Genomic DNA, 21,019 nt, shown 5'->3' with positions numbered 1-21,019 from the left:
AGGTAGAATGATGCCACAGCGACACAAAATTCTGCTCCTCGATACCGGTAAAGAGTGGGGAGGAGGCACCAACAGCATGCTCGAGCTTCTGAAGCGGATTAACCGCGAGAAGTTCGATATTACCTGTTGTTTTTACAGTGATTACAGCCGGGCCGAAGGACAAACCATCGGCCAGGTGTTGAACGGCATTGGCATCCCTTTAATTGTCATTCCGCAGCAAAAGCAGCCCGGATGGGCGAAGGTTGCAAAAGAGCTGGGCCGCAGCCTGCTGTTTTTCTCGCGCAGCGCCCGCAAGGCGTTTACCCGACATATTGACACGCTCTGGCGCATCCGGCCCAACGTCAGCAAGATCGAGACGATTTTTCGGGAAGGCGGTTTCGATACGCTGTACATGAACAACCAGCCGGGCTCTAACGAAGAGGGTTATCTGGCGGGCGCGAACCTGCATGCGCGGATAATTCAGCATTGCCGGATTGAACCGGTGCTGACCCCGCCGCTGGTGAAGCTGGTGAATGCCCACGCCACAAAAATCATCGCCGTCTCGCACGGCGTTGAACGCGTGCTTCTTCAGCATGGCGTCCGGCCCGAGCTGTGTACCACGGTCAACAACGCCATCGACATCCACCAGCCCTTGCCCGACCGACGCGCCATGCGCCAGCGTCTGAACATCGATGATGAGACGTTTGTGTTCGGCAGCATTGGGTCGCTTATCCCTCGCAAGTCCAACCACCACACTCTGGAGGCGCTGGCCCAGTTCAGCCAGAAGCATCCGCAGGCAAAATGGAAGATGGTGCTGGTCGGTGAAGGGGCTGAACGCGGCGCGCTGACAGCGCAGGCTGACGCGCTGGGGATTGCTGAGCACATCATTTTTACCGGTTTCCAGAACACGCCTTTTGACTATCTCGCCACCTTTGACGCGTTTATTCTGGCTTCGAAGAGCGAAGGTTTGCCCCGCGTCGTGCTGGAGGCAATGCTGCTGAATATCCCGGTGATTGGCTCAAAGGTAACCGGCACGGCAGAATTGATCGACCATGAGTCGACCGGGCTACTGTTCCCGTGGAGCGATGTGTCGCAACTTGCTCAACATCTGGATAATATCTGGCAGGATCCTGCTCTGCGCGCCCGGCTCGCCGCAGCCGCGCACCAGAATGTCTGCAACGTGTATGCCATTGAAAGCTATGTTAACGGTGTCGAGGCCGTTCTTGGCGCGCAATAACCAAACGAGAAGAACATGTTTAAATTCCTGAATGCTCGCTACCGCCACATTACCGGGCGTCATAACATTCCTTACGCTTCCCTTCCGGTCACGCGCGATCTCGTTGCGGTTGATTCCATCGTGATCCCTTGTACGGGCGCGGATTTCGTCGAAGAGGCGTTATTGTCAGCGACCTTTGCAGAGCGTTACGCCACCGACGTCAGCGAGATTGTTATCGTCAGCGATCAGCCTGAATCCGCTTTCGGCGAGCTTCCGCCAAAAACCCGCGTTGTGACCCTCACGCTGCCAAAACGTGAAGAGGGGTACCGCTATAAGCAAATCTACCTCAGCCGTCTGGTGAAGCTTAACGCTCCGCTTCAGGCGCGCGGAGAAGGCGTATTGATGATCGACTCCGATCTCAACCTGCTCAAGATGCCCCAGATCAACATGGCCGATATGCACATCTACTCCAGCTTCCGTCAGGGCAAAATGATTGCCAAGCTGGACGGCGCCCCCGCAGATAAAGTGCCGGCATATTACAAAGAAACGGTGCGCCCGTATCTGGTCGATCACGTTAACGGCGCGTTTCTTGCCGCAACCAAAAAGACCTGGCGTCGCATCTGCCCGCTGTGGCTGACGCTGTTCCAGGATACCTGGGAGCTGATGGACGACACGCAGCCGCCGACCGATCAGCTGCCGCTCGCTGCGCTGCTGGACATGCTGGATGTTAAAACGGTTAACCTGGGCGACTGGATGAACTGGCCGGTATCCAAGAAGATCGGCGGTCAGGAAGCCGTTGTGCCGAAAGAGGTGATTGGCGCGCACGGGGGTTTCCCGCTTTCCGAATGGCAGAAGTATCTGGAATCGCCGGATAACAAATTGCTGTTCAAAGGGCAGGACTATACCCGCAAGGTGCGCTACCTGACGGACGAAGAGAAAAAGAATCAGTAAAAAAGGGGCCTGAGGCCCCTTTTTGTTTACTTATCCCAGCTCAGGATCACTTTCCCTGACTGGCCGGAACGCATCGCGTCGAAGCCCTGCTGGAACTCATCGATGGAGAAACGGTGAGTGATAATCGGGGACAGATCCAGGCCGGACTGGATCAGCGCTGCCATCTTGTACCAGGTTTCGAACATCTCGCGGCCATAGATGCCTTTGATGAACAGCCCTTTGAAGATGACTTTGTTCCAGTCGATGGACATATCTGACGGCGGAATGCCCAGCATCGCGATACGGCCACCGTGGTTCATGGTGTCCAGCATGGTGCGGAACGCCGGCGGCGCGCCGGACATCTCCAGACCCACGTCAAAGCCTTCGGTCATGCCCAACTCTTCCATCACGTCGGTCAGGCTCTCTTTCGAGACATCCACCGCGCGGGTGACGCCCATTTTGCGCGCCAGCGACAGGCGGTATTCATTCACGTCGGTGATCACCACGTTGCGCGCGCCCACGTGCTTCGCCACGGCTGCCGCCATAATGCCGATTGGGCCGGCGCCGGAGACCAGCACGTCTTCACCTACCAGGTCGAAGGAGAGCGCGGTGTGTACCGCGTTGCCGAACGGGTCGAAGATAGAGGCCAAATCGTCAGAGATATTGTCCGGGATTTTGAAGGCGTTAAACGCCGGGATCACCAGGTATTCCGCGAAGCAGCCCGGACGGTTTACGCCCACGCCGACGGTGTTGCGGCACAGGTGCGTACGGCCACCGCGACAGTTACGGCAGTGACCGCAGGTAATATGGCCTTCACCAGAGACGCGATCGCCAATGCTAAAGCCTTTGACTTCCTGGCCGATGCCGACCACTTCACCAACATATTCGTGACCGACAACCATTGGGACAGGAATGGTTTTTTGCGACCACTGATCCCAGTTGTAGATGTGAACGTCAGTACCGCAGATGGCGGTTTTACGAATTTTGATCAGCAGATCGTTATGACCGACTTCCGGCTCCGGCACGTCGGTCATCCAAATCCCTTCTTCCGCTTTCAGTTTGGATAACGCTTTCATCACACGTCCTCAGGCAATTACGCCCAGCTGTTTGCCGATGCGGGTAAAGGCTTCCACCGCACGCTCAATTTGTTCAGGCGAATGCGCCGCAGACATCTGGGTGCGGATACGCGCCTGACCTTTTGGTACCACCGGGAAGAAGAACCCGGTGACGTAAATCCCTTCTTTCTGCAGCTCACGGGCAAACTGCTGCGCCACAACTGCGTCGCCCAGCATCACAGGAATGATCGCGTGGTCAGCGCCGGCCAGGGTGAACCCTGCGGCGCTCATTTTTTCACGGAACAGACGGGCGTTAGACCACAGACGGTCGCGCAGCTCAGCTCCGGACTCCACCATCTCCAGCACTTTGATAGAAGCGGCCACAATGGCTGGCGCCAGGGAGTTGGAGAACAGATACGGACGGGAGCGCTGACGCAGCCACTCAACCACCTCTTTGCGCGCAGCGGTATAGCCGCCGGACGCGCCACCGAGCGCTTTGCCCAGCGTACCGGTGATGATATCCACGCGGCCCATCACGTCGCAGTATTCGTGGGAACCTCGGCCGTTTTCGCCGACAAAACCGACCGCGTGAGAGTCATCCACCATCACCAGCGCGTCGTATTTATCCGCCAGGTCGCACACGCCTTTCAGGTTGGCGATCACGCCGTCCATGGAGAACACGCCGTCGGTCGCGATCAGTACGTGGCGGGCACCCGCTTCGCGTGCCTCTTTGAGCCGCGCTTCCAGCTCAACCATGTCGTTGTTGGCGTAGCGGAAACGCTTCGCTTTACACAGGCGAACACCGTCGATGATGGAGGCGTGGTTCAGGGCGTCGGAGATAATCGCATCTTCTGCGCCGAGCAGGGTTTCAAACAGACCGCCGTTGGCGTCGAAGCAGGAGGAGTACAGAATCGCGTCTTCCATTCCGAGGAAGTTTGCCAGCTTTTGCTCAAGCTGCTTGTGACTATCCTGGGTGCCGCAGATGAAGCGCACGGAGGCCATGCCGAAGCCGTGGGTGTCCATGCCGTTTTTCGCGGCGGCAATCAGCTCAGGGTGATTCGCAAGACCTAAGTAGTTGTTCGCGCAAAAGTTGATCACATGGCTGCCGTCGGCAACGGTGATGTCCGCCTGCTGGGCAGACGTGATAATACGCTCTTCTTTGAACAACCCTTCCGCACGAGCGGTGTCGAGGTCGCTGTTTAACTGTTTGTAAAAATCACCACGCATTGCAATTCTCCAGACTCGGCAAATTTTGGCACATATTACCCAAACCTATAGTTCATGACGAGATGACGCCGTATCTCTTCTCGTTTTTGCAGCATAAATCACGTGTACCCCTGCTGCATATCGGTGAATGGCTGAAGACCGGGCATTGTGATGATATGATATGAATATTAGCGTCCGGGATTGTCCCCGGGCTCAACACTTCAAAGGTTACAGTTATGATCATCGTTACCGGCGGCGCGGGCTTTATCGGCAGCAACATTATCAAGGCCCTCAATGATAAGGGCATCACCGACATTCTGGTGGTGGACAACCTGAAAGACGGCACCAAGTTCGTTAACCTGGTGGATCTGAACATCGCTGACTACATGGATAAAGAAGACTTCCTTATCCAGATTATGGCGGGTGAAGAGTTCGGCGAGATCGAAGCCATCTTCCACGAAGGTGCGTGCTCTTCCACCACCGAGTGGGACGGCAAGTACATGATGGATAACAACTATCAGTACTCTAAAGAGATCCTGCACTACTGCCTGGAGCGTGAAATTCCGTTCCTGTATGCCTCTTCCGCGGCAACCTACGGCGGGCGCACCTCGGACTTTATCGAATCCCGCGAATACGAGCAGCCGCTGAACGTCTACGGCTACTCCAAGTTCCTGTTTGACGAGTACGTGCGTCAGATCCTGCCGGAAGCGAACTCGCAGGTTGTCGGTTTCCGCTACTTCAACGTTTACGGGCCGCGCGAAGGACACAAGGGCAGCATGGCGAGCGTGGCGTTCCACCTGAACACCCAGCTGAATAATGGTGAAAGTCCAAAACTGTTCGAAGGCAGCGACGGCTTCAAGCGTGACTTCGTCTACGTAGGCGACGTTGCAGCCGTAAACCTGTGGTTCCTGGAAAACGGCGTCTCCGGCATTTTCAACCTCGGTACCGGCCGCGCAGAGTCCTTCCAGGCGGTGGCTGACGCCACGCTGGCGTACCATAAAAAAGGCAGCATCGAGTACATTCCGTTCCCGGATAAGCTGAAAGGCCGCTACCAGGCGTTCACGCAGGCCGACCTGACCAACCTGCGCGCCGCGGGCTACGACAAGCCGTTCAAGACCGTTGCCGAAGGCGTAACGGAATATATGGCCTGGCTGAACCGCGACGCGTAAGTATGAGAATTCTGGTGATCGGCCCGTCATGGGTGGGCGACATGATGATGTCGCAAAGTCTCTATCGCACGCTCAAGGCGCGTTATCCCCAGGCGATAATCGACGTGATGGCACCCGCCTGGTGCCGTCCGCTGTTGTCGCGTATGCCGGAAGTGAACGAGGCGATCCCGATGCCGCTCGGCCACGGGGCGCTGGAAATCGGCGAACGCCGCAAGCTCGGTCATAGCCTGCGCGAGAAGCGCTATGACCGAGCGTACGTGCTGCCAAACTCCTTTAAATCCGCCCTCGTACCTTTCTTTGCGGGCATTCCGCACCGTACCGGCTGGCGCGGCGAAATGCGCTACGGCCTGCTGAACGATGCCAGGGTGCTGGATAAAGAAGCCTGGCCGCTGATGGTGGAGCGCTACGTGGCGCTGGCCTACGACAAAGGCGTCATGCGCAGCGCGAAAGACCTGCCGCAGCCGCTGCTGTGGCCGCAGCTTCAGGTGAACGAGGGGGAGAAATCCCACACCTGCAACGCGTTTGGCATTTCGTCCGAACGCCCAATGATTGGCTTCTGCCCCGGCGCAGAATTTGGCCCGGCAAAACGCTGGCCGCACTACCACTACGCCGAACTGGCGAAACAGCTGATCGACGAGGGCTACCAGATCGTGCTGTTTGGCTCGGCGAAGGATCACGAGGCGGGCAACGAAATTCTCGCCACGCTGAGCACCGAGCAACAGGCCTGGTGCCGCAACCTGGCTGGAGAAACGCAGCTTGAGCAGGCCGTTATCCTGATTGCCGCCTGTAAGGCCGTGGTCAGCAATGACTCTGGCCTGATGCACGTCGCCGCCGCGCTGGATCGTCCGCTGGTTGCGCTGTATGGCCCAAGCAGCCCGGACTTCACGCCGCCGCTGTCGCACAAAGCGCGCGTAATCCGTTTGATCACCGGCTACCACAAGGTACGCAAAGGCGATGCCGCTGAAGGTTACCATCAGAGCCTGATCGACATAACGCCGCAACGCGTTCTCGAAGAGCTCAACGAACTGCTGTTGAGCGAAGAAGGATAACGGATGCGGGTATTGATCGTTAAAACCTCCTCAATGGGCGATGTTCTGCATACGCTGCCGTCGCTGACGGACGCGATGCAGTCCATTCCCGGCATCCGTTTTGACTGGGTGGTAGAAGAAGGCTTCGCGCAGATCCCCACCTGGCATGAAGCGGTTGACCGCGTGATCCCGGTCGCGATTCGCCGCTGGCGCAAAGCGTGGTTCTCCGCGCCGATTAAAGCCGAGCGTAAAGCCTTCCGTGAAACGGTGCAGGCGCAGCGTTACGACGCGATTATCGACGCGCAGGGGCTGGTGAAAAGCGCGGCGCTGGTCACGCGTCTGGCGCACGGCGTAAAACACGGCATGGACTGGCACACCGCCCGCGAACCGCTGGCGAGTCTGTTCTATAACCGCCGCCACCACATCGCAAAGCAGCAGCACGCCGTAGAACGCACCCGCGAGCTGTTTGCGAAAAGCCTCGGCTATGCGAAACCGGAAGCGCAGGGCGACTACGCCATTGCGCAGCACTTTTTGCGCAATACATATCCCTGTGCTCAGCCTTATCTTGTCTTTCTGCATGCCACAACGCGCGACGATAAGCACTGGCCGGAAACACACTGGCGAAGGCTGATTGAACTAATGCAACCCTCCGGTATCCATATTAAACTCCCGTGGGGCGCTGAGCATGAGCGGCAGCGTGCGGCGCGTCTGGCAGCAGGCTTTTCCCACGTCGAGGTGTTACCCAAACTCACGCTGGCGCAGGTTGCCGCAGAGCTGGCAGGCGCTAACGCCGTTGTTTCCGTGGATACGGGTTTAAGCCATTTAACCGCGGCGCTGGATCGCCCAAATATCACCCTTTTTGGCCCGACCGATCCCGGCCTGATCGGGGGCTATGGCAAAAACCAGCATCAGATGGTCAGCCCGACTCAGCAAACGAAGGATATCAGCGCAGATGCGATTTTTTCATTTTTACAGGGCAGCCGTTGGCTTTCCAACAGGGATATTTAACCCATGAGTTACGTATTTCTGCTGATTTTACTCTTTCCGGTGAAGCTTATCCGGAAGCTGTTTCGCAAGGATACAGGGAAAAATCTGGTCATTCAGACAGCCAAAATCGGTGATTTTGTTAATGCAACGCCCCTTCTGGGCTGGCTGCAAAAAAGCGACGTGCTGATCAGTCGCAGCGTGGGTGCGCTGGCGAAGCATGACGAGAATATCGAGCAGATCTACTTCATCGAACAGCATAAGCGCAATCTATGGCGTAAGCTCTGCTTCGCCTGCAGGATCATGAACCGTTACGACAATGTCTACCTGCTACAGCCGAATAGCGTAAATCTCTTTTTCGCCTCCGTTTGTAACGCCAAAAGCAAGCAATTTTTAAGCACGTACACGCGCAGGTGGTATCACGGGATTTTCTATGCAATGGCCGATGGTACCGTTGAACACGGCAGAAAAACGCTGTCGGTAACGAACTATCTTAAGCTGGCCGACCGTTCGTTGACGTGGCAGGACTCTCCCAAGCACGCCACAAAGCCACTATTTAAACCAGCGACCTACCCGGCAATTCTCGACAAACCTGATGTGATCCGCATCGGCATCAGCATTGCCGCAGGTAATAAAGCCAAAACGGTGCCGCCGGTCATCTGGAAGCGAATTATTGACCGTCTCGCCGACCTGCCCTGCGAGTTTCATGTGTTTGGCGCCCCTGATGAACAGTCGTGGTTGGACGATATCACCCGCGCTTACGGTGACATTCCTAACTTGATCAGTCTGATTGGGAAAATCACGCTGGAAGAACTCCCGTGGGCTATTTCAAAGATGGATTGCTATATCGCGTCTGATTCCGGGAATATTTACATTGCCGATGCAGTGGGTGTACCTGTCGTCATGTTGTTTGGCCCGTGCTGCCATTACGAACAACGCCCTCTCGGCAATGTTCTGTTGATTGGAAATGATGAAAATATTAATTCATACGTATTCGAAACGCGTTACTATTTCAGCCAACCGAAAGAAGAGCTGTTTGCCGTAAGTGAAACCGATCTGGATAAGATTGCGAGTTTATTAACGACCCTGAATAAAAACAAAAAAGAATCACTTGAGGCGTAAAATGGGATCTTTGACCAAGCAACTGTATCGATATACGCATAAGCGTAATATGCGACATAATGAGAATTTGTGGCCATTTATTAAATTGTCCCGCAATGAAACCGGTGAAATATGTGATTTAAAATATAAGGGGTTGGATATCAAACTGACCTATTTATCCTTACTTCATCATCGATTCAATGGTGAGATCCTGATTGCGGCGACAGGCCCCTCAATCAAACATATTGATTTTGCAAAATTGCCGGCATCGGTAGCGACCGCTGGCGTGAACGGCGCATGGCACCTTAATAATCAGCTCAACTTTAGTCTTTATTTCATTGTCGACATGACATTTATCGACCGCCAAACGGCGCTTTTGAAACAATTAACAGGCTGTAAAAATGTTATTTTATTTACTACCGTCATGGGGATCGTCAAGCTTATAAATCGTTTCTCCTACGAAAACATCCAGTGCGAAATTTGTATCATTGAAGATATTTGTTATGAGACCTACAAACCTTCAATCAAACAGGATAATCTGCGTCAAGCTTTAGCGGACACACCAGAAATTGTTTTCTCTGATACGCATCCTAATATTGCTTTTAGTCGTGATGTGCGACATGGTGTGGTGGATGCTGGCACCGTGATATATTGGGCGCTCCAGATAATTTACTTTCTGGGATTCAAAAAAATTCACATTGCTGGTCTTGATATGAATAATTTCAACCAGCCACGTTTCTATGAAAGCAACGATACGATGTTGCCCTCATTTCTTGAGGATAAAGTGCATAATACTGTGCTCCCCGCGCTAACGCTGGCAAGCAACATATTCAAAGATGATAATATTTCAGTTATCAACCTCTCTCCTCAAAGCGCTATCCCTGACTCCGTTTTTCCCAGAAAGGATTTTAGTGATGTCTTCAATTAATTTGCAACGCGGCCTGTTCTATCCTTTTGTGCTCTTTATGTTTTTGAGCATGATTTTTTGCGGAGTCTCACGAGTAAATATCTTATTCCATATCACGCTGGCTCTATTTATCATCACTATGATTATCAATAGTGAGACACGCATCCGTTTTATCAACGATCGTGACTTCCTTCCTGCACTGGGGATGACCGGTGCCTTTTTGCTCTACTTTTCACTCTCAAATTTGTGGGCGGAATCTTCACATCTTAGCTCAGCCATCAGCCATTCCTTTTATTTATTTATTTTCCTGTGCCTTTATCGTCAGTGTGAGTTACAGGAAAGAAAAAAATACATCATTGGCGCAACCTATTTCGGCATCGTGGCACTGACGATATTAACGCTGGTTTATGTCAATAAAGAGCAAATATTTCAAAACCGGCTAACGCATGCTTTCCCGTTCTCCCCGGATAATGTCATTGATCTTGGGGGATACATGGCGTTGGGTATTCTGTTGAGCGCCATTCTAGTTCGCGAAACGCGTAACTACTGGTTCTATATTCCCGTTCCCCTGCTGCTGGTCTGCTTGATTCTGACCCAAAGCCGAGGGCCTTTCCTTTCGATGATTGTCGCCGCTATCGTTGCGTTTCTGTGTAAACCGAAATGGAATTTTAAGCTGTTAGCGGGCTCGCTGATCGTATTGTTAGCTATTGGCTCCATCCTCTATTTCAGCGGCTTCTTCGATATATTCCTCAAACGCGCGGAAGAATCTTCCCGTGCAGGCTCTGTCCGTTTCGGCATCTGGCAGCATGCCTTTGAAATAGCGAAACAAAAAATGATTTTCGGCTGGGGTTTCAATAAAGAACTTGAATTCATTAACGGCTATGGTCAACCTGTTACCACAACGCATAGCCTTTATTTAGCGACCTTCCTGAAGGGGGGAGTAGTGGGACTTCTGCTGCTTTTGAGTATGGTTCTCTTTGCGGGCAGACAATGTCTTCGCCACCTTGCTGCTAATCACAAAGCAGAGATTGCGGTTATTGTCTTTGCGCTGATGTTCTATGTTACCCAGGGCATGTTTGTGATCAGCAATCCGCGAGAATACTGGGTGCTATTCTGGCTTCCACTTGCCATTATTTTCAGCACCCCGGTAAAAACCGCGCTGCAAAAATAATTCCAGAGGCGCCGATTAATCGGCGCTTTTTTTATGGGAATAAAACTCCGCCAGCGTCATCCCCACCGTCTTATCGGATAGCCAGCTAAAAAGCGCTTCTAAATCCTGATATAACCCTTCAATCGCCGCCTCATCTTTAAAGGTCGGACTTCCGCCTGGCATAAATTCAGACGAGTGAAGCATAAACTCCACATAATCCTGTCCCTGCGACAGGCATTGCTGCGCGACCTGAATCATCTGCGACGCATTGCCACCGGTCGGTCGTAGCCAGTTCACGGAAGGCGAGCGATATTTACCGCGAAGCCGATCGTATCCCTGTTTGATCGTGTTCAACCAGGCCGGATGTTTATACTGAATGCTCATCGGCACTTCGAGTAAGGGGCTATTTCCCGCCCGGGAAATAGTATCTAAATCCATAAAATAGGCGTGGTCGGGGAAATGCTGATAATCCGTTCCGCCATTGCCCTGCGGAGCACCTTTCGCATTGCGCCAGTTCACGCGTGGCGTCACGGAGCAATCAACCTGGTAGCCCAGTTCAACGAGCAATTTTGCATAGCGGCTATCAAATGCCCAACGCCCGGCGCGGTGGCTCAGCATTTTGGTCTGGAATGTCTCTTCCAGCAGACGGGTCATGAACAGCACTTTCTCACGCATCACCTCGTCTGAAAATTCAATCAGATACGGTTGCCAGCGCCAGTCATCTCCCGTGAGATCGTGCTCAGGTGGGCTATTCCATGCGTGAAGGTGCATACCCACCTCCCCCTGACCGCGAGCGATCGCGTCCCTGGCGAATTCAATGAAAACGGGCTCGATTGCCATCTCATAGTTTGTCAGCCATACGGGCTTAAAACCAAAACGCTCACAGAGGGCCTGGAACCGGGCCAGATAGCGCGCATTTTCCGTTTTAATGACGCGGTGATTCTGCCAGAGATTATCGCCCTCAGTATCAATCGTGATGATAAACGCTGGTTTTTTCATAATGAGTCCGCATGACAGGGAAGTTAGCGCTATGTTACGCACTCACCAAAGCCTGAGTAAACCCTTCCTGGGAAATTCCTGAGATTATGGAGAAAGAGTGCAAGTCGCTACCAGGTCTATTAGAATTGCCAACAGTACAACGCCGATAAGATGATGATGAATAACTTACCTGACACGCCTGATTTGCGCATTCTACTGATCAAACTCCGCCATCATGGCGATATGTTATTGACCACCCCCGTCATTGATTCATTACGTCAAAAATGGCCACAAGCGCAAATTGACGTGCTGTTGTATGAAGAAACGCGCGATATGCTCGCCGCGCACCCGACGATTGGCACTATTTATGGAATCGATCGTAAATGGAAGCAGCTGGGCACGCTAAAGCACCTTCAAAAGGAGTGGCAGCTGCTCTGCGCGTTACGAAAGCAACATTATCATCTGGTGATAAATCTTGCCGATCAGTGGCGTAGCGCTATCGTCACCCGTTTCACTGGTGCGCCGGTTCGCCTCGGATTCGCCTTTAACAAACGCAACAATTCATTCTGGCGTTTTTGTCATAGCGATTTAGTCTCTGTTGCAAATCACAAATCCCTGCACACTGTCGAACAAAATCTCTCCATTCTGTCACCATTACAGGTCGCACCTGAGCCAGCTGTTACCATGGCCTACAGCGCAGAAGACTGGCACCACGCCCACCAGCAGCTGGTGCAAAAAGGAGTGGGCGATAACTACATCGTCATTCAGCCGACATCACGCTGGTTCTTCAAATGCTGGGATGAAAGCAAAATGGCGCAAACCATCACCGCGCTGCAGCAGGATGGGCATACCGTTGTACTCACGGCCGGGCCGGATAAAAAAGAGCTGGCGATGATAGATCGCATACTCGCCGCCTCACCGAAAACGGGGGTCGTCTCGCTGGCGGGACAGCTAACGTTGCGCCAGCTGGCCTCACTCATCGACCACGCGTGTCTTTTTATTGGCGTTGACTCCGTTCCGATGCACATGGCCGCCGCGCTGCAGACGCCCTGCGTGGCGCTGTTTGGCCCTTCCAAACTGACGTTTTGGTCTCCATGGCAGGTCAACGGTGAAGTCATCTGGGCTGGCGACTACGGTCCCCTTCCCGATCCCGACGCTATTGATACCAAAACGAAAGAACGCTATCTCGACGCCATTCCTGTTGATGCTGTCGTCTCCGCTGCAAGGAGATATTTGTCATGAAACACCATCGTCTGGCGATTGTTCGCCAAAAGTATCGCCCTGATGGCGGAGCGGAGCGCTTCGTTTCACGTGCGCTCACCGCACTGAGCAATCAGAATCTTGAACTCAACGTCATTACGCGTGAATGGCAGGGCGAGAGACAGGACGACTGGCATATCCATATTTGCGACCCGCGCAAATGGGGCCGAATTAGCCGCGAACGCGGGTTTGCCCATGCTGCCCGCGCGCTGTGGCAGCAACAGCAGTTTGATATTGTGCAAAGCCACGAGCGGATTCCGGGCTGTGATATCTACCGCGCTGGCGATGGCGTCCATCGCCGCTGGCTGCTACAGCGTGCGCGCATCCTGCCCGCCTGGCGCGCGAAAATGCTGATGGTCGACCGCTATCACCGCTACGTGATGCACGCCGAGCGTGAAATGTACCAGGCGCCAGAGCTGAAAGCGGTTATCTGTAATGCGGAGATGATCAAACGCGAAATCGTCGAAGACTTTGATATTGACGCAAAAAAGATACATGTGATTTATAATTCAATTGATTCCAGCCGCTTCGTTCCGGCCCAGGAAGCACAGCGTGCCGCGCTGCGTCAGCAATTTGGTTTGCCAGCCGATGCCGTGGTGTTCTGTTTTGTAGGATCGGGATTTGAACGAAAAGGATTGGCCAGCGCCATACGCGCTATCGCAGGAACTTCAGCCTGGCTGATTGTGGTTGGACAGGATAAAGCAGAACATCGTTATCGTGACCTCGCCCGTTCATTGGGCTGCGAAGGGCAAATCCGTTTCCTGGGGATGCAGAAAGAAACGCTGCCTTTTTATCAGCTATCCGATGGTTTACTGTTGCCAACGCTGTATGATCCCTTTCCAAACGTCATTCTTGAAGCGATGGCCTGCGGCTTGCCCGTCATTACTTCAGAGAGTTGCGGAGGCGCTGAATTTATTCAGCAAGGCCAGAACGGATTTTATTGTGACGCCCTGGATATCAACACATTGAAGGAGGCAATTGCAGCCACTCCTTCTCTGGGAAAAAATAACACGATGGGGCAAGCGGCACGTGAACGGGTAAAAGACGCCACCCCCGAAAAACTGTCAAGTCAGCTTATTTCGCTTTATCAAAAATTACTGGATTAAAAATGCGCATCCTAATGATTATTGATGGTTTACCCGGTGGGGGAGCTGAAAAAACAGTTCTTACACTTTCCAGCGGATTAACGGAAATGGGGCATCAGGTCTCCCTTTTCTCTCTGCGGAAAGTGTGTGATTACGCCATCCCGGAAGGCATTGATTATCAGGTGGTCCAGGATACCTGCAAAAAACCGTGGCGCAAGTTGACGGAGATCCCACGCCGAGCCCGCCTGCTGGATCAGGCCATTGAGCGGGCTGAGCGCAGCGGAAAATTTGACGTTGTGTTCTCTCATCTGCACAAAACTGACCGCATTGTGGCGCACTGCCGCGCGCTGGAGCGTGAAAAAGTCTGGTTCTGCGTGCATGGCATGTTCTCTTTCTCCTATCTTCGCCATCGCAGCGGGCTGTCGCGCTGGTTTAAGCATCTTAAAATTCGTCATACCTACGAAAACCGAAACGTTGTCGCCGTCTCAGGCGCCGTGCTGAAAGACCTTTCCGAGACCCTGGCTCTGAAACTCCGGCGTAAAGCGGTTATCCACAATCCTTTTGATATCCCTGAAATTCAGCGTCTGGCGGATGCCCCCTTCGAGATGCAAGGGAAGGATTACATCATCCATGTCGGCCGCTTCCATGAACACAAACGCCACGACCGTCTTTTACGCGCGTTCGCACAGAGCCAGCTCGACACTACGCTTGTCATGATGGGCAATGGTTCCGAAGCCAAAATTCAAAAGCTCAAACAGCTTGCCCGCGACCTGGGTATTGAAGACAAGACGGTTTTCCGTCCCTTCGACTCCAATCCCTACCCCTGGATTAAAGGGGCACGCCTCTTAGTGTTAAGTTCTGACTGCGAAGGTTTTGGTAATGTGCTGGTGGAATCCATTATCTGCCAGACGCCACCGGTCAGTACCAATTGTCCGGGTGGTCCCGCAGAAATTCTCACCGGCGCCTTAGCGCGCGGGCTGGCAGAGCTAAATGACGCGTCACTGGCAAAAACCATGGTAGATATTTATACCGCCCCGCCGGTCGTTGGCGATGCAACGATTGCGTCGTTCGGTATCAATGCCATTTGCCAGCAGTACATTGCTTTGGTCGACAATCAAAAATAATCAGGTTTCTTATGCAAAATTCAGCGCCATTGTTAAGCGTGGTGGTTGCCGTTTATAACGGCGAAGCTTTTCTGGATCAGTTCTTTACCTGCCTTGTGAATCAACGCATCGACAGCATGGAAGTCATTATTGTCAATGATGGCTCAACTGACCGCTCGATGCAGATCGTCGAAAGCTGGCGTGAAAAACTGCCGCAGATGCAGGTGATTGAACAGCAAAACCAGGGCGTTTCCATTGCGCGAAATACCGGCCTGGCCGTTGCAACCGGTCAGTATCTCTCTTTCCCGGATATTGATGACGTCTTCAAACCTGGCATGTACCAGCGTCTGCTGGATATGGCCGTCACGCAGGATCTGGATGTCGCCACCTGCAACGGCAACTACGTCTGGGAAAATGATAAGAAACCGTCTCGACCTATCTTCCCCGAGGATAAACTCGCCTCAACGGGCGTTATGACGGGCCCGGCATGGTTAAAGATGGCGCTGGATTCACGTAAGTTCCTGCACGTGACCTGGCTTAATATCTATCGCCACGATTTTATTCGTAAACACAGTTTCCATTTCGAACCCGGGCTGCGCCATCAGGATATCCCGTGGACCACCGAGGTGCTGCTTGCCGCAGAGCGCGTTCAGTACACCAGTGAACGCTTTTATGACTACTACATTCACTCTGCCTCGGTATCGCATACGCCGGATAATGACGACACGCTGATCCGCTCCGCTCGCCACTACATGAAAATCCTGCAGATGCTTGATGCCATTAACCAGCGTTACCCGGATAAAGTGAAAAATATCCCCGCCTGCCACTGGCAAATCGCCAAAGAGGGGCTGGGGATCATTCATACCTTCGACAACATGAAGGATGAGACAAAGAAAACAATGATTATCAAAGAGTTCTTCGACACCGGGATCTGGAAGCTTATCTGGAAAAGTGCCAAAAGCCCGCGTTTGCGCTGGCGCCTGGGCCGTCGCTACTTCCGTTTAAAACGGTATCTGGCATAAGAGATAGCTTTACCTGGCTTAAATGCTTAGAATTTGCCCGCCGAAACTAAAAAGACGGATAATCGCTTGGAATTGTTGTATACCGCCCTGCTCTATATCATTCAGCCACTGGTGTGGCTGAGACTGTTGCTTCGTAGCCGTAAAGCGCCTGCGTATCGTAAACGCTGGGCTGAACGCTATGGCTTTTGCCGCAATAAAGTCGCCCCGGACGGTATTTTGCTGCATTCCGTTTCTGTCGGTGAAACGCTAGCGGCGATCCCGCTGGTTCGCGCTCTGCGCCACCGCTACCCGTCTCTGCCGATTACCGTCACCACCATGACGCCAACCGGCTCAGAGCGCGCGTTATCCGCGTTTGGCAAAGACGTTCATCACGTCTACCTCCCTTACGATCTGCCCTGCGCTATGAATCGTTTTCTGAACACCGTTCGCCCGAAGCTGGTGATCGTGATGGAAACCGAGCTGTGGCCGAACATGATTTCCGCTCTGCACGCCCGTAAAATTCCGCTGGTGATTGCCAACGCGCGCCTTTCAGAGCGCTCGGCGAAAGGCTACGGCAAGCTGGGCAAATTTATGCGCCGCCTGCTGAGCAAAATCACGCTGATTGCCGCGCAGAACGAAGAAGACGCGGCGCGCTTTATCTCCCTGGGCCTGAAGCGCAACCAGCTTGCCGTGACCGGCAGCCTGAAATTCGATATTTCCGTTACCCCTGAACTGGCCGCCCGCGCCATCACGCTGCGCCGCCAGTGGGCTCCGCGTCGCCAGGTCTGGATAGCGACCAGTACTCATGAGGGCGAAGAGGCGATTATCCTGCAGGCGCACCGTAAGCTGCTGGAAACCTTCCCGGACCTACTGCTGATTCTGGTGCCTCGTCACCCCGAACGTTTTAAAGATGCCCGCGAAATGGTGCAGAAAGGCGGCTTCAGCTTCACCCTGCGCAGCAGCGGAGAGATCCCTTCCGGCAGTACCCAGGTGGTGATTGGCGATACGATGGGCGAACTGATGCTGCTCTACGGCATTGCTGACCTCGCCTTTGTTGGCGGCAGCCTGGTGGAGCGCGGAGGCCATAACCCGCTGGAGCCGGCAGCCCACGCCATTCCTGTGCTGATGGGTCCACACACGTTTAACTTCAAAGATATCTGCGCTAAATTGCAGCAGGCCGATGGTTTAATTACCGTGACCGATGCGGACTCGGTCGTCAAAGAAGTATCGACCCTTCTGACGGATGAAGATTACCGCCTGTGGTACGGTCGCCACGCCGTCGAAGTGCTGCACCAGAACCAGGGCGCACTCACCCGTCTGCTGCAGCTTCTGCAACCTTATCTGCCTCAGCGGAGCCACTAATGTCTACGCGTCTGTCGGTCGTCATGATCGCCAAAAACGCCGCCGACCTGCTTCCGGACTGCCTGGCCTCCGTCGCCTGGGCTGACGAAATTGTTATCCTCGACTCCGGAAGCACGGACAACACGGTGGACATCGCCCGGGCTGCGGGCGCAAAAGTCTTTACCGATACCGACTGGCAGGGCTACGGCATTCAGCGCCAGCGCGCGCAGGGTCACGCCACGGGCGATTATGTGCTGATGATCGACACCGACGAGCGCGTCACCCCGGAACTCCAGCAGGCCATTCAGGCGGTGCTTTCCTCACCCCAGCCTGGCGCCGTATACAGCATCGCGCGTCGCAACTACTTCCTTGGCCGCTTCATGCGCCACAGTGGCTGGTATCCGGATCGCGTAATGCGCCTCTACGAGCGCGGGCGCTTTCAGTACAACGACAATCTTGTCCATGAGTCACTGGCCTGCGACGGCGCCCAGGTCATCCCCCTGACGGGTGATTTGCTGCATCTGACCTGCCGTGATTTCGCCAGCTTCCAGCAAAAGCAGCTCAACTATGCCACCGCATGGGCGCAGGAACGCCACCAGCGCGGCAAGAAGGCCTCGCTGACAGGAATCTTCACCCACACGCTGGGCGCGTTTCTGAAAACGCTGCTGCTGCGCGGCGGCGTGCTGGATGGTAAGCAGGGCTGGTTACTGGCGGTAGTGAATGCCCAGTATACTTTCAACAAATACACCGAGCTGTGGGCGCTCTGCCGCGGCTACTCAGAGAAAACGTGAGCCATGAGCACAAAAGCGATTTATCCGGGTACCTTCGATCCGATCACTAACGGTCATCTTGACATCATTACCCGTGCAGCGTGCATGTTCGACAAGGTGATCCTGGCGATTGCCGCCAGCCCCAGCAAAAAGCCGATGTTTGATCTCAACGAGCGCGTGCAACTTGCCACCGACGCCATTTCGCACCTGCCGAATGTTGAAGTTGTCGGGTTCAGCGATCTGATGGCGAACTTCGCCCGCGCCCAGCAGGCCAATATTCTGATTCGTGGCCTGCGCGCGGTGGCAGACTTCGAGTATGAGATGCAGCTGGCGCACATGAACCGCCACCTGATGCCGGAGCTGGAAAGCGTATTCCTGATGCCGTCAAAAGAGTGGTCGTTTATCTCGTCCACGCTGGTAAAAGAGGTGGCGCGCCATCACGGGGACGTTACCCATTTCCTGCCGGATAACGTCCACCAGGCGCTGATGGAAAAGCTAAAGTAGTTCTATTTCTGACACTGGCGGCAGTAGAACGTGGCGCGCTGGGCGTGCTTCGTGGCAATAATCGGCGTCCCGCATGCCCTGCATGGCTCGCCCTTACGGCCATACACCTGCAGCTCCTGGGCAAAATAGCCTGGTTTACCGTCGCTTTGCAGAAAATCCTTCAGGGTGGTCCCGCCTTGCTCAATCGAGCGCAGCAGCACTGCTTTAATGACCCGAACCAGCAGCTCACACTCCTGCGCGGACAGCGACGAGGCCAGCCGATCGGGATGGATCCCGGCCGCGAACAGCGATTCACTGGCGTAAATATTCCCCACGCCGACCACCAGCTTATTATCCATCAGCCAGGGCTTGATCGGGGTCTTTTTCTTCGCGCACTTCTCTTTCAGGTAGTCCGCATTAAACGCGTCTGAAAGCGGCTCAGGGCCCAGATGCGCCAGCACGTTGTGTCCTTCCAGCTCCTTCGTCCACAGCCACGCGCCAAAGCGCCGCGGATCGGTGTAGCGGAGCACTTTGCCGTTGCTCATTACCAGGTCAACGTGATCGTGTTTTTCCGCAGGCAATTCTTCGGTCAAGATGCGCAGGCTCCCGGACATCCCAAGATGGATAATGATCCAGCCGTCAGGCAGCTCCAGCAGCAGGTATTTCGCGCGGCGCTGCACGCTAAGGACGGGTTTGTCGCTTAACGCGTGGATCTCATCGGACACCGGCCAGCGCAGTCGTCCATTGCGAACGACGGCATGAAGAATAGTCGCGCCGACCAGATGGGGCTCAATGCCGCGACGGCTGGTCTCTACCTCAGGTAATTCAGGCATGGTTCCTCCGTTGAGATGCAGAATGCAAAAAACCCCGCAGTTGCGGGGTTTTTCAATACAAGGAGGCTAAAATTATTTGATTTTAGCTTCTTTGTACAGTACGTGCTGGCGTACAACTGGATCGAATTTTTTCAGTTCCAGTTTTTCCGGCTTAGTACGTTTGTTCTTCGTGGTGGTGTAGAAGTGACCTGTACCAGCAGAAGAAACCAGCTTGATTTTCTCGCGAATACCTTTAGCCATGATTTATTTCCTCTTTAAGTACTTAGTACTTTTCGCCACGGGCACGCAGTTCAGACAGAACTGTATCGATGCCTTTCTTATCGATTACACGCATACCTTTAGCAGATACACGCAGGGTGACAAAACGCTTCTCGCTCTCAACCCAGAAACGGTGAGAGTGCAGGTTCGGCAGGAAACGGCGTTTAGTCGCGTTCAGTGCGTGGGAACGGTTGTTACCGGTCACCGGACGCTTGCCAGTAACTTGGCAGACTCGGGACATGTCTATTCTCCAAAAATCAAATTAGCTCGAGCTTCGTATGGGGTATCGGCGCCTCGTCAGGCTTTACAGCCCGGTCATCGCGTAGTTCTAAGTGAACTCTCGATTGCCAGGCCCAAATGCCAAACCCGAGATTCTCAAAGGTGGCGTAGTATACGCTGACTCGGCGGTGTGCTCAAGTCCCGAACAGACAAAGATCCCGATGGATCGCGAGAAATAGCCTAAATCCAGCCATGTTCTGCAAAAGAAATGTACTCGCCGCGGCCAATTATCAGATGGTCCAGAACACGAATGTCCATGAATTGACAGCATTTGATAATGCGTTCGGTGATTTCTTTGTCAGCTCTGCTCGGTTCTGCACAGCCAGAGGGGTGATTATGCGCGAGGATCACCCCCGCTGCATTCACTTTTATCGCTTCACGCACAATTTCACGCGGATGTACCTCAACGTGGCTCAGTGTACCCGAAAACAGGCGGCTGTGCTTCAGTACCCGGTTCCTGTTGTCGAGAAAGATCACCATAAAGATCTCCCGCTCCAGACCAGATAGCTGGCTTTGCAAAAATTCGCGGGTCATGTCAGGGGTAAGGATCGGATCTTGCTCCTCCATCTGTACGTTATAAAATCGCCGGGCAAGTTCAGCAATACCCCGTAACTGGGCATACTTCGCGACGCCAATGCCTTCTACGTGCGTAAACGCCTCCAGTTCGGCTGTCAGCAAACCATGTAGTGAACCAAAATGGTCTATCAGATTTTTCGCCAGCGTAAATACCGTTTTTCCCTTCGTACCTGTACGTAAAAAGAGCGCCAGCAGCTCCTCGTCTTTTAATAACGCGACGCCATGACGCAGCATTTTTTCGCGCGGTAGCAGCAGTTCAGTCTCTTCCATGCCCGGCCTCCTTCTGTTTGCCATTATGCTGCCACAGGCAAATCCGGGGCTCGACGC

Annotated in this window: 22 protein-coding genes; 15 read left to right on the top strand and 7 right to left on the bottom strand. The window is 53.8% G+C overall.

Annotated elements, in window-relative coordinates; genetic code table 11:
- The first annotated feature begins 10 nt into the window (after positions 1-10).
- Positions 11-1,216 carry a glycosyltransferase gene (locus INF73_RS05930; RefSeq protein ID WP_193541783.1) on the top strand — a complete coding sequence of 402 codons (1,206 nt, stop codon included), beginning with the start codon at positions 11-13 and terminating at the stop codon, positions 1,214-1,216.
- Between the two features lie 15 nt (positions 1,217-1,231).
- The gene (locus INF73_RS05925) at positions 1,232-2,146 is read left to right on the top strand and encodes a hypothetical protein (RefSeq protein WP_150145128.1); all 915 of its coding nucleotides are present in this window, start codon (positions 1,232-1,234) and stop codon (positions 2,144-2,146) included.
- A gap of 26 nt (positions 2,147-2,172) precedes the next feature.
- On the opposite strand, the gene tdh is transcribed toward INF73_RS05925, so the two are convergent.
- On the bottom strand, positions 2,173-3,201 hold the full coding sequence (gene tdh / locus INF73_RS05920; protein ID WP_006812404.1) for an L-threonine 3-dehydrogenase: 1,029 nt from the start codon (positions 3,199-3,201) through the stop codon (positions 2,173-2,175).
- Positions 3,202-3,210: 9 nt separating this feature from the next.
- The gene (kbl, locus tag INF73_RS05915) at positions 3,211-4,407 is read right to left on the bottom strand and encodes a glycine C-acetyltransferase (RefSeq protein ID WP_045630245.1); all 1,197 of its coding nucleotides are present in this window, start codon (positions 4,405-4,407) and stop codon (positions 3,211-3,213) included.
- 215 nt (positions 4,408-4,622) lie between these two features.
- Between kbl and rfaD the strand changes: the two genes are divergently transcribed.
- The 6 genes from rfaD to INF73_RS05885 are packed head-to-tail and all read left to right on the top strand — an operon-like array spanning position 4,623 to position 10,746.
- Positions 4,623-5,555 (top strand): ADP-glyceromanno-heptose 6-epimerase, encoded by a 933-nt coding sequence (rfaD, locus tag INF73_RS05910; RefSeq protein ID WP_048958488.1) that lies wholly within the window; start codon positions 4,623-4,625, stop codon positions 5,553-5,555.
- A gap of 2 nt (positions 5,556-5,557) precedes the next feature.
- Positions 5,558-6,604, top strand: coding sequence for an ADP-heptose--LPS heptosyltransferase RfaF (gene rfaF, locus INF73_RS05905; RefSeq protein WP_193541759.1), 1,047 nt, complete (start codon positions 5,558-5,560; stop codon positions 6,602-6,604).
- A 3-nt stretch (positions 6,605-6,607) separates the two neighbouring features.
- Positions 6,608-7,591, top strand: a complete 984-nt coding sequence (gene rfaC / locus INF73_RS05900) for a lipopolysaccharide heptosyltransferase RfaC (protein ID WP_193541757.1) — start codon at positions 6,608-6,610, stop codon at positions 7,589-7,591.
- Positions 7,592-7,594: 3 nt separating this feature from the next.
- A complete protein-coding gene (locus INF73_RS05895; RefSeq protein WP_063943279.1) occupies positions 7,595-8,689 on the top strand; it encodes a glycosyltransferase family 9 protein in 1,095 nt (364 codons plus the stop codon).
- Position 8,690: 1 nt separating this feature from the next.
- Positions 8,691-9,596, top strand: coding sequence for a hypothetical protein (locus tag INF73_RS05890; RefSeq protein WP_063943281.1), 906 nt, complete (start codon positions 8,691-8,693; stop codon positions 9,594-9,596).
- Positions 9,583-10,746: an O-antigen ligase gene (locus tag INF73_RS05885; protein WP_069733356.1), complete on the top strand. Its 1,164-nt coding sequence runs from the start codon at positions 9,583-9,585 to the stop codon at positions 10,744-10,746. The genes INF73_RS05890 and INF73_RS05885 overlap by 14 nt, the downstream gene beginning before the upstream one ends.
- 15 nt (positions 10,747-10,761) lie before the next feature.
- On the opposite strand, the gene INF73_RS05880 is transcribed toward INF73_RS05885, so the two are convergent.
- A complete protein-coding gene (locus INF73_RS05880; RefSeq protein ID WP_193541755.1) occupies positions 10,762-11,724 on the bottom strand; it encodes a polysaccharide deacetylase family protein in 963 nt (320 codons plus the stop codon).
- 150 nt (positions 11,725-11,874) lie between these two features.
- On the opposite strand from INF73_RS05880, the gene rfaQ reads away from it, so the two are divergent.
- The 7 genes from rfaQ (at position 11,875) to coaD (ending at position 18,767) form a co-directional block, all read left to right on the top strand.
- On the top strand, positions 11,875-12,945 hold the full coding sequence (gene rfaQ, locus INF73_RS05875) for a putative lipopolysaccharide heptosyltransferase III (RefSeq protein WP_193541753.1): 1,071 nt from the start codon (positions 11,875-11,877) through the stop codon (positions 12,943-12,945).
- Positions 12,942-14,069: a glycosyltransferase family 4 protein gene (locus tag INF73_RS05870; protein WP_041911666.1), complete on the top strand. Its 1,128-nt coding sequence runs from the start codon at positions 12,942-12,944 to the stop codon at positions 14,067-14,069. The genes rfaQ and INF73_RS05870 overlap by 4 nt, the downstream gene beginning before the upstream one ends.
- Before the next feature lie 2 nt (positions 14,070-14,071).
- Entirely contained in the window at positions 14,072-15,172 is a 1,101-nt protein-coding gene (locus INF73_RS05865; RefSeq protein ID WP_193541751.1) for a glycosyltransferase, read from the top strand.
- A gap of 11 nt (positions 15,173-15,183) precedes the next feature.
- Positions 15,184-16,173 (top strand): glycosyltransferase, encoded by a 990-nt coding sequence (locus tag INF73_RS05860; protein ID WP_028015021.1) that lies wholly within the window; start codon positions 15,184-15,186, stop codon positions 16,171-16,173.
- 66 nt (positions 16,174-16,239) lie between these two features.
- Positions 16,240-17,514, top strand: a complete 1,275-nt coding sequence (gene waaA / locus INF73_RS05855) for a lipid IV(A) 3-deoxy-D-manno-octulosonic acid transferase (RefSeq protein WP_028015020.1) — start codon at positions 16,240-16,242, stop codon at positions 17,512-17,514.
- Positions 17,514-18,284 carry a glycosyltransferase family 2 protein gene (locus tag INF73_RS05850; RefSeq protein WP_041911668.1) on the top strand — a complete coding sequence of 257 codons (771 nt, stop codon included), beginning with the start codon at positions 17,514-17,516 and terminating at the stop codon, positions 18,282-18,284. The genes waaA and INF73_RS05850 overlap by 1 nt, the downstream gene beginning before the upstream one ends.
- A gap of 3 nt (positions 18,285-18,287) precedes the next feature.
- Complete coding sequence (coaD, locus tag INF73_RS05845) at positions 18,288-18,767, top strand: pantetheine-phosphate adenylyltransferase (RefSeq protein WP_025758454.1); 480 nt, start codon at positions 18,288-18,290, stop codon at positions 18,765-18,767.
- 2 nt (positions 18,768-18,769) lie between these two features.
- Here coaD and mutM read toward each other — a convergent pair whose 3' ends face one another.
- The 4 genes from mutM to radC all read right to left on the bottom strand — a co-directional run bounded on the left by mutM (position 18,770) and on the right by radC (position 20,962).
- Positions 18,770-19,579, bottom strand: coding sequence for a bifunctional DNA-formamidopyrimidine glycosylase/DNA-(apurinic or apyrimidinic site) lyase (gene mutM, locus INF73_RS05840; protein WP_028015018.1), 810 nt, complete (start codon positions 19,577-19,579; stop codon positions 18,770-18,772).
- Between the two features lie 72 nt (positions 19,580-19,651).
- Positions 19,652-19,819: a 50S ribosomal protein L33 gene (gene rpmG, locus INF73_RS05835; protein ID WP_003024094.1), complete on the bottom strand. Its 168-nt coding sequence runs from the start codon at positions 19,817-19,819 to the stop codon at positions 19,652-19,654.
- 22 nt (positions 19,820-19,841) lie between these two features.
- Positions 19,842-20,078, bottom strand: a complete 237-nt coding sequence (gene rpmB / locus INF73_RS05830) for a 50S ribosomal protein L28 (protein ID WP_002436699.1) — start codon at positions 20,076-20,078, stop codon at positions 19,842-19,844.
- A 218-nt stretch (positions 20,079-20,296) separates the two neighbouring features.
- Positions 20,297-20,962, bottom strand: coding sequence for a DNA repair protein RadC (gene radC, locus INF73_RS05825; protein WP_028015017.1), 666 nt, complete (start codon positions 20,960-20,962; stop codon positions 20,297-20,299).
- Between the last annotated feature and the right edge of the window lie 57 nt (positions 20,963-21,019).

This window comes from Enterobacter cloacae complex sp. P6RS, from assembly GCF_014982245.1.
GTDB classification, from domain to species: Bacteria; Pseudomonadota; Gammaproteobacteria; order Enterobacterales; family Enterobacteriaceae; genus Enterobacter; species Enterobacter bugandensis.
This window is presented reverse-complemented; position numbering and strand designations above follow the sequence as displayed.

Excerpts from the sequence above, each read along its gene's own strand:
- rpmB (WP_002436699.1), bottom strand. The coding sequence starts at position 20,078 with ATGTCCCGAGTCTGCCAAGTTACTGGCAAGCGTCCGGTGACCGGTAAC.
- coaD (WP_025758454.1), top strand. The coding sequence starts at position 18,288 with ATGAGCACAAAAGCGATTTATCCGGGTACCTTCGATCCGATCACTAAC.
- rpmG (WP_003024094.1), bottom strand. The coding sequence starts at position 19,819 with ATGGCTAAAGGTATTCGCGAGAAAATCAAGCTGGTTTCTTCTGCTGGT.
- tdh (WP_006812404.1), bottom strand. The coding sequence starts at position 3,201 with ATGAAAGCGTTATCCAAACTGAAAGCGGAAGAAGGGATTTGGATGACC.
- INF73_RS05880 (WP_193541755.1), bottom strand. The coding sequence starts at position 11,724 with ATGAAAAAACCAGCGTTTATCATCACGATTGATACTGAGGGCGATAAT.
- INF73_RS05885 (WP_069733356.1), top strand. The coding sequence starts at position 9,583 with ATGTCTTCAATTAATTTGCAACGCGGCCTGTTCTATCCTTTTGTGCTC.
- rfaF (WP_193541759.1), top strand. The coding sequence starts at position 5,558 with ATGAGAATTCTGGTGATCGGCCCGTCATGGGTGGGCGACATGATGATG.
- INF73_RS05870 (WP_041911666.1), top strand. The coding sequence starts at position 12,942 with ATGAAACACCATCGTCTGGCGATTGTTCGCCAAAAGTATCGCCCTGAT.
- INF73_RS05925 (WP_150145128.1), top strand. The coding sequence starts at position 1,232 with ATGTTTAAATTCCTGAATGCTCGCTACCGCCACATTACCGGGCGTCAT.
- INF73_RS05860 (WP_028015021.1), top strand. The coding sequence starts at position 15,184 with ATGCAAAATTCAGCGCCATTGTTAAGCGTGGTGGTTGCCGTTTATAAC.
- INF73_RS05895 (WP_063943279.1), top strand. The coding sequence starts at position 7,595 with ATGAGTTACGTATTTCTGCTGATTTTACTCTTTCCGGTGAAGCTTATC.
- INF73_RS05865 (WP_193541751.1), top strand. The coding sequence starts at position 14,072 with ATGCGCATCCTAATGATTATTGATGGTTTACCCGGTGGGGGAGCTGAA.
- INF73_RS05850 (WP_041911668.1), top strand. The coding sequence starts at position 17,514 with ATGTCTACGCGTCTGTCGGTCGTCATGATCGCCAAAAACGCCGCCGAC.
- radC (WP_028015017.1), bottom strand. The coding sequence starts at position 20,962 with ATGGAAGAGACTGAACTGCTGCTACCGCGCGAAAAAATGCTGCGTCAT.
- kbl (WP_045630245.1), bottom strand. The coding sequence starts at position 4,407 with ATGCGTGGTGATTTTTACAAACAGTTAAACAGCGACCTCGACACCGCT.
- INF73_RS05930 (WP_193541783.1), top strand. The coding sequence starts at position 11 with ATGCCACAGCGACACAAAATTCTGCTCCTCGATACCGGTAAAGAGTGG.
- rfaC (WP_193541757.1), top strand. The coding sequence starts at position 6,608 with ATGCGGGTATTGATCGTTAAAACCTCCTCAATGGGCGATGTTCTGCAT.
- rfaQ (WP_193541753.1), top strand. The coding sequence starts at position 11,875 with ATGATGATGAATAACTTACCTGACACGCCTGATTTGCGCATTCTACTG.
- mutM (WP_028015018.1), bottom strand. The coding sequence starts at position 19,579 with ATGCCTGAATTACCTGAGGTAGAGACCAGCCGTCGCGGCATTGAGCCC.
- INF73_RS05890 (WP_063943281.1), top strand. The coding sequence starts at position 8,691 with ATGGGATCTTTGACCAAGCAACTGTATCGATATACGCATAAGCGTAAT.
- rfaD (WP_048958488.1), top strand. The coding sequence starts at position 4,623 with ATGATCATCGTTACCGGCGGCGCGGGCTTTATCGGCAGCAACATTATC.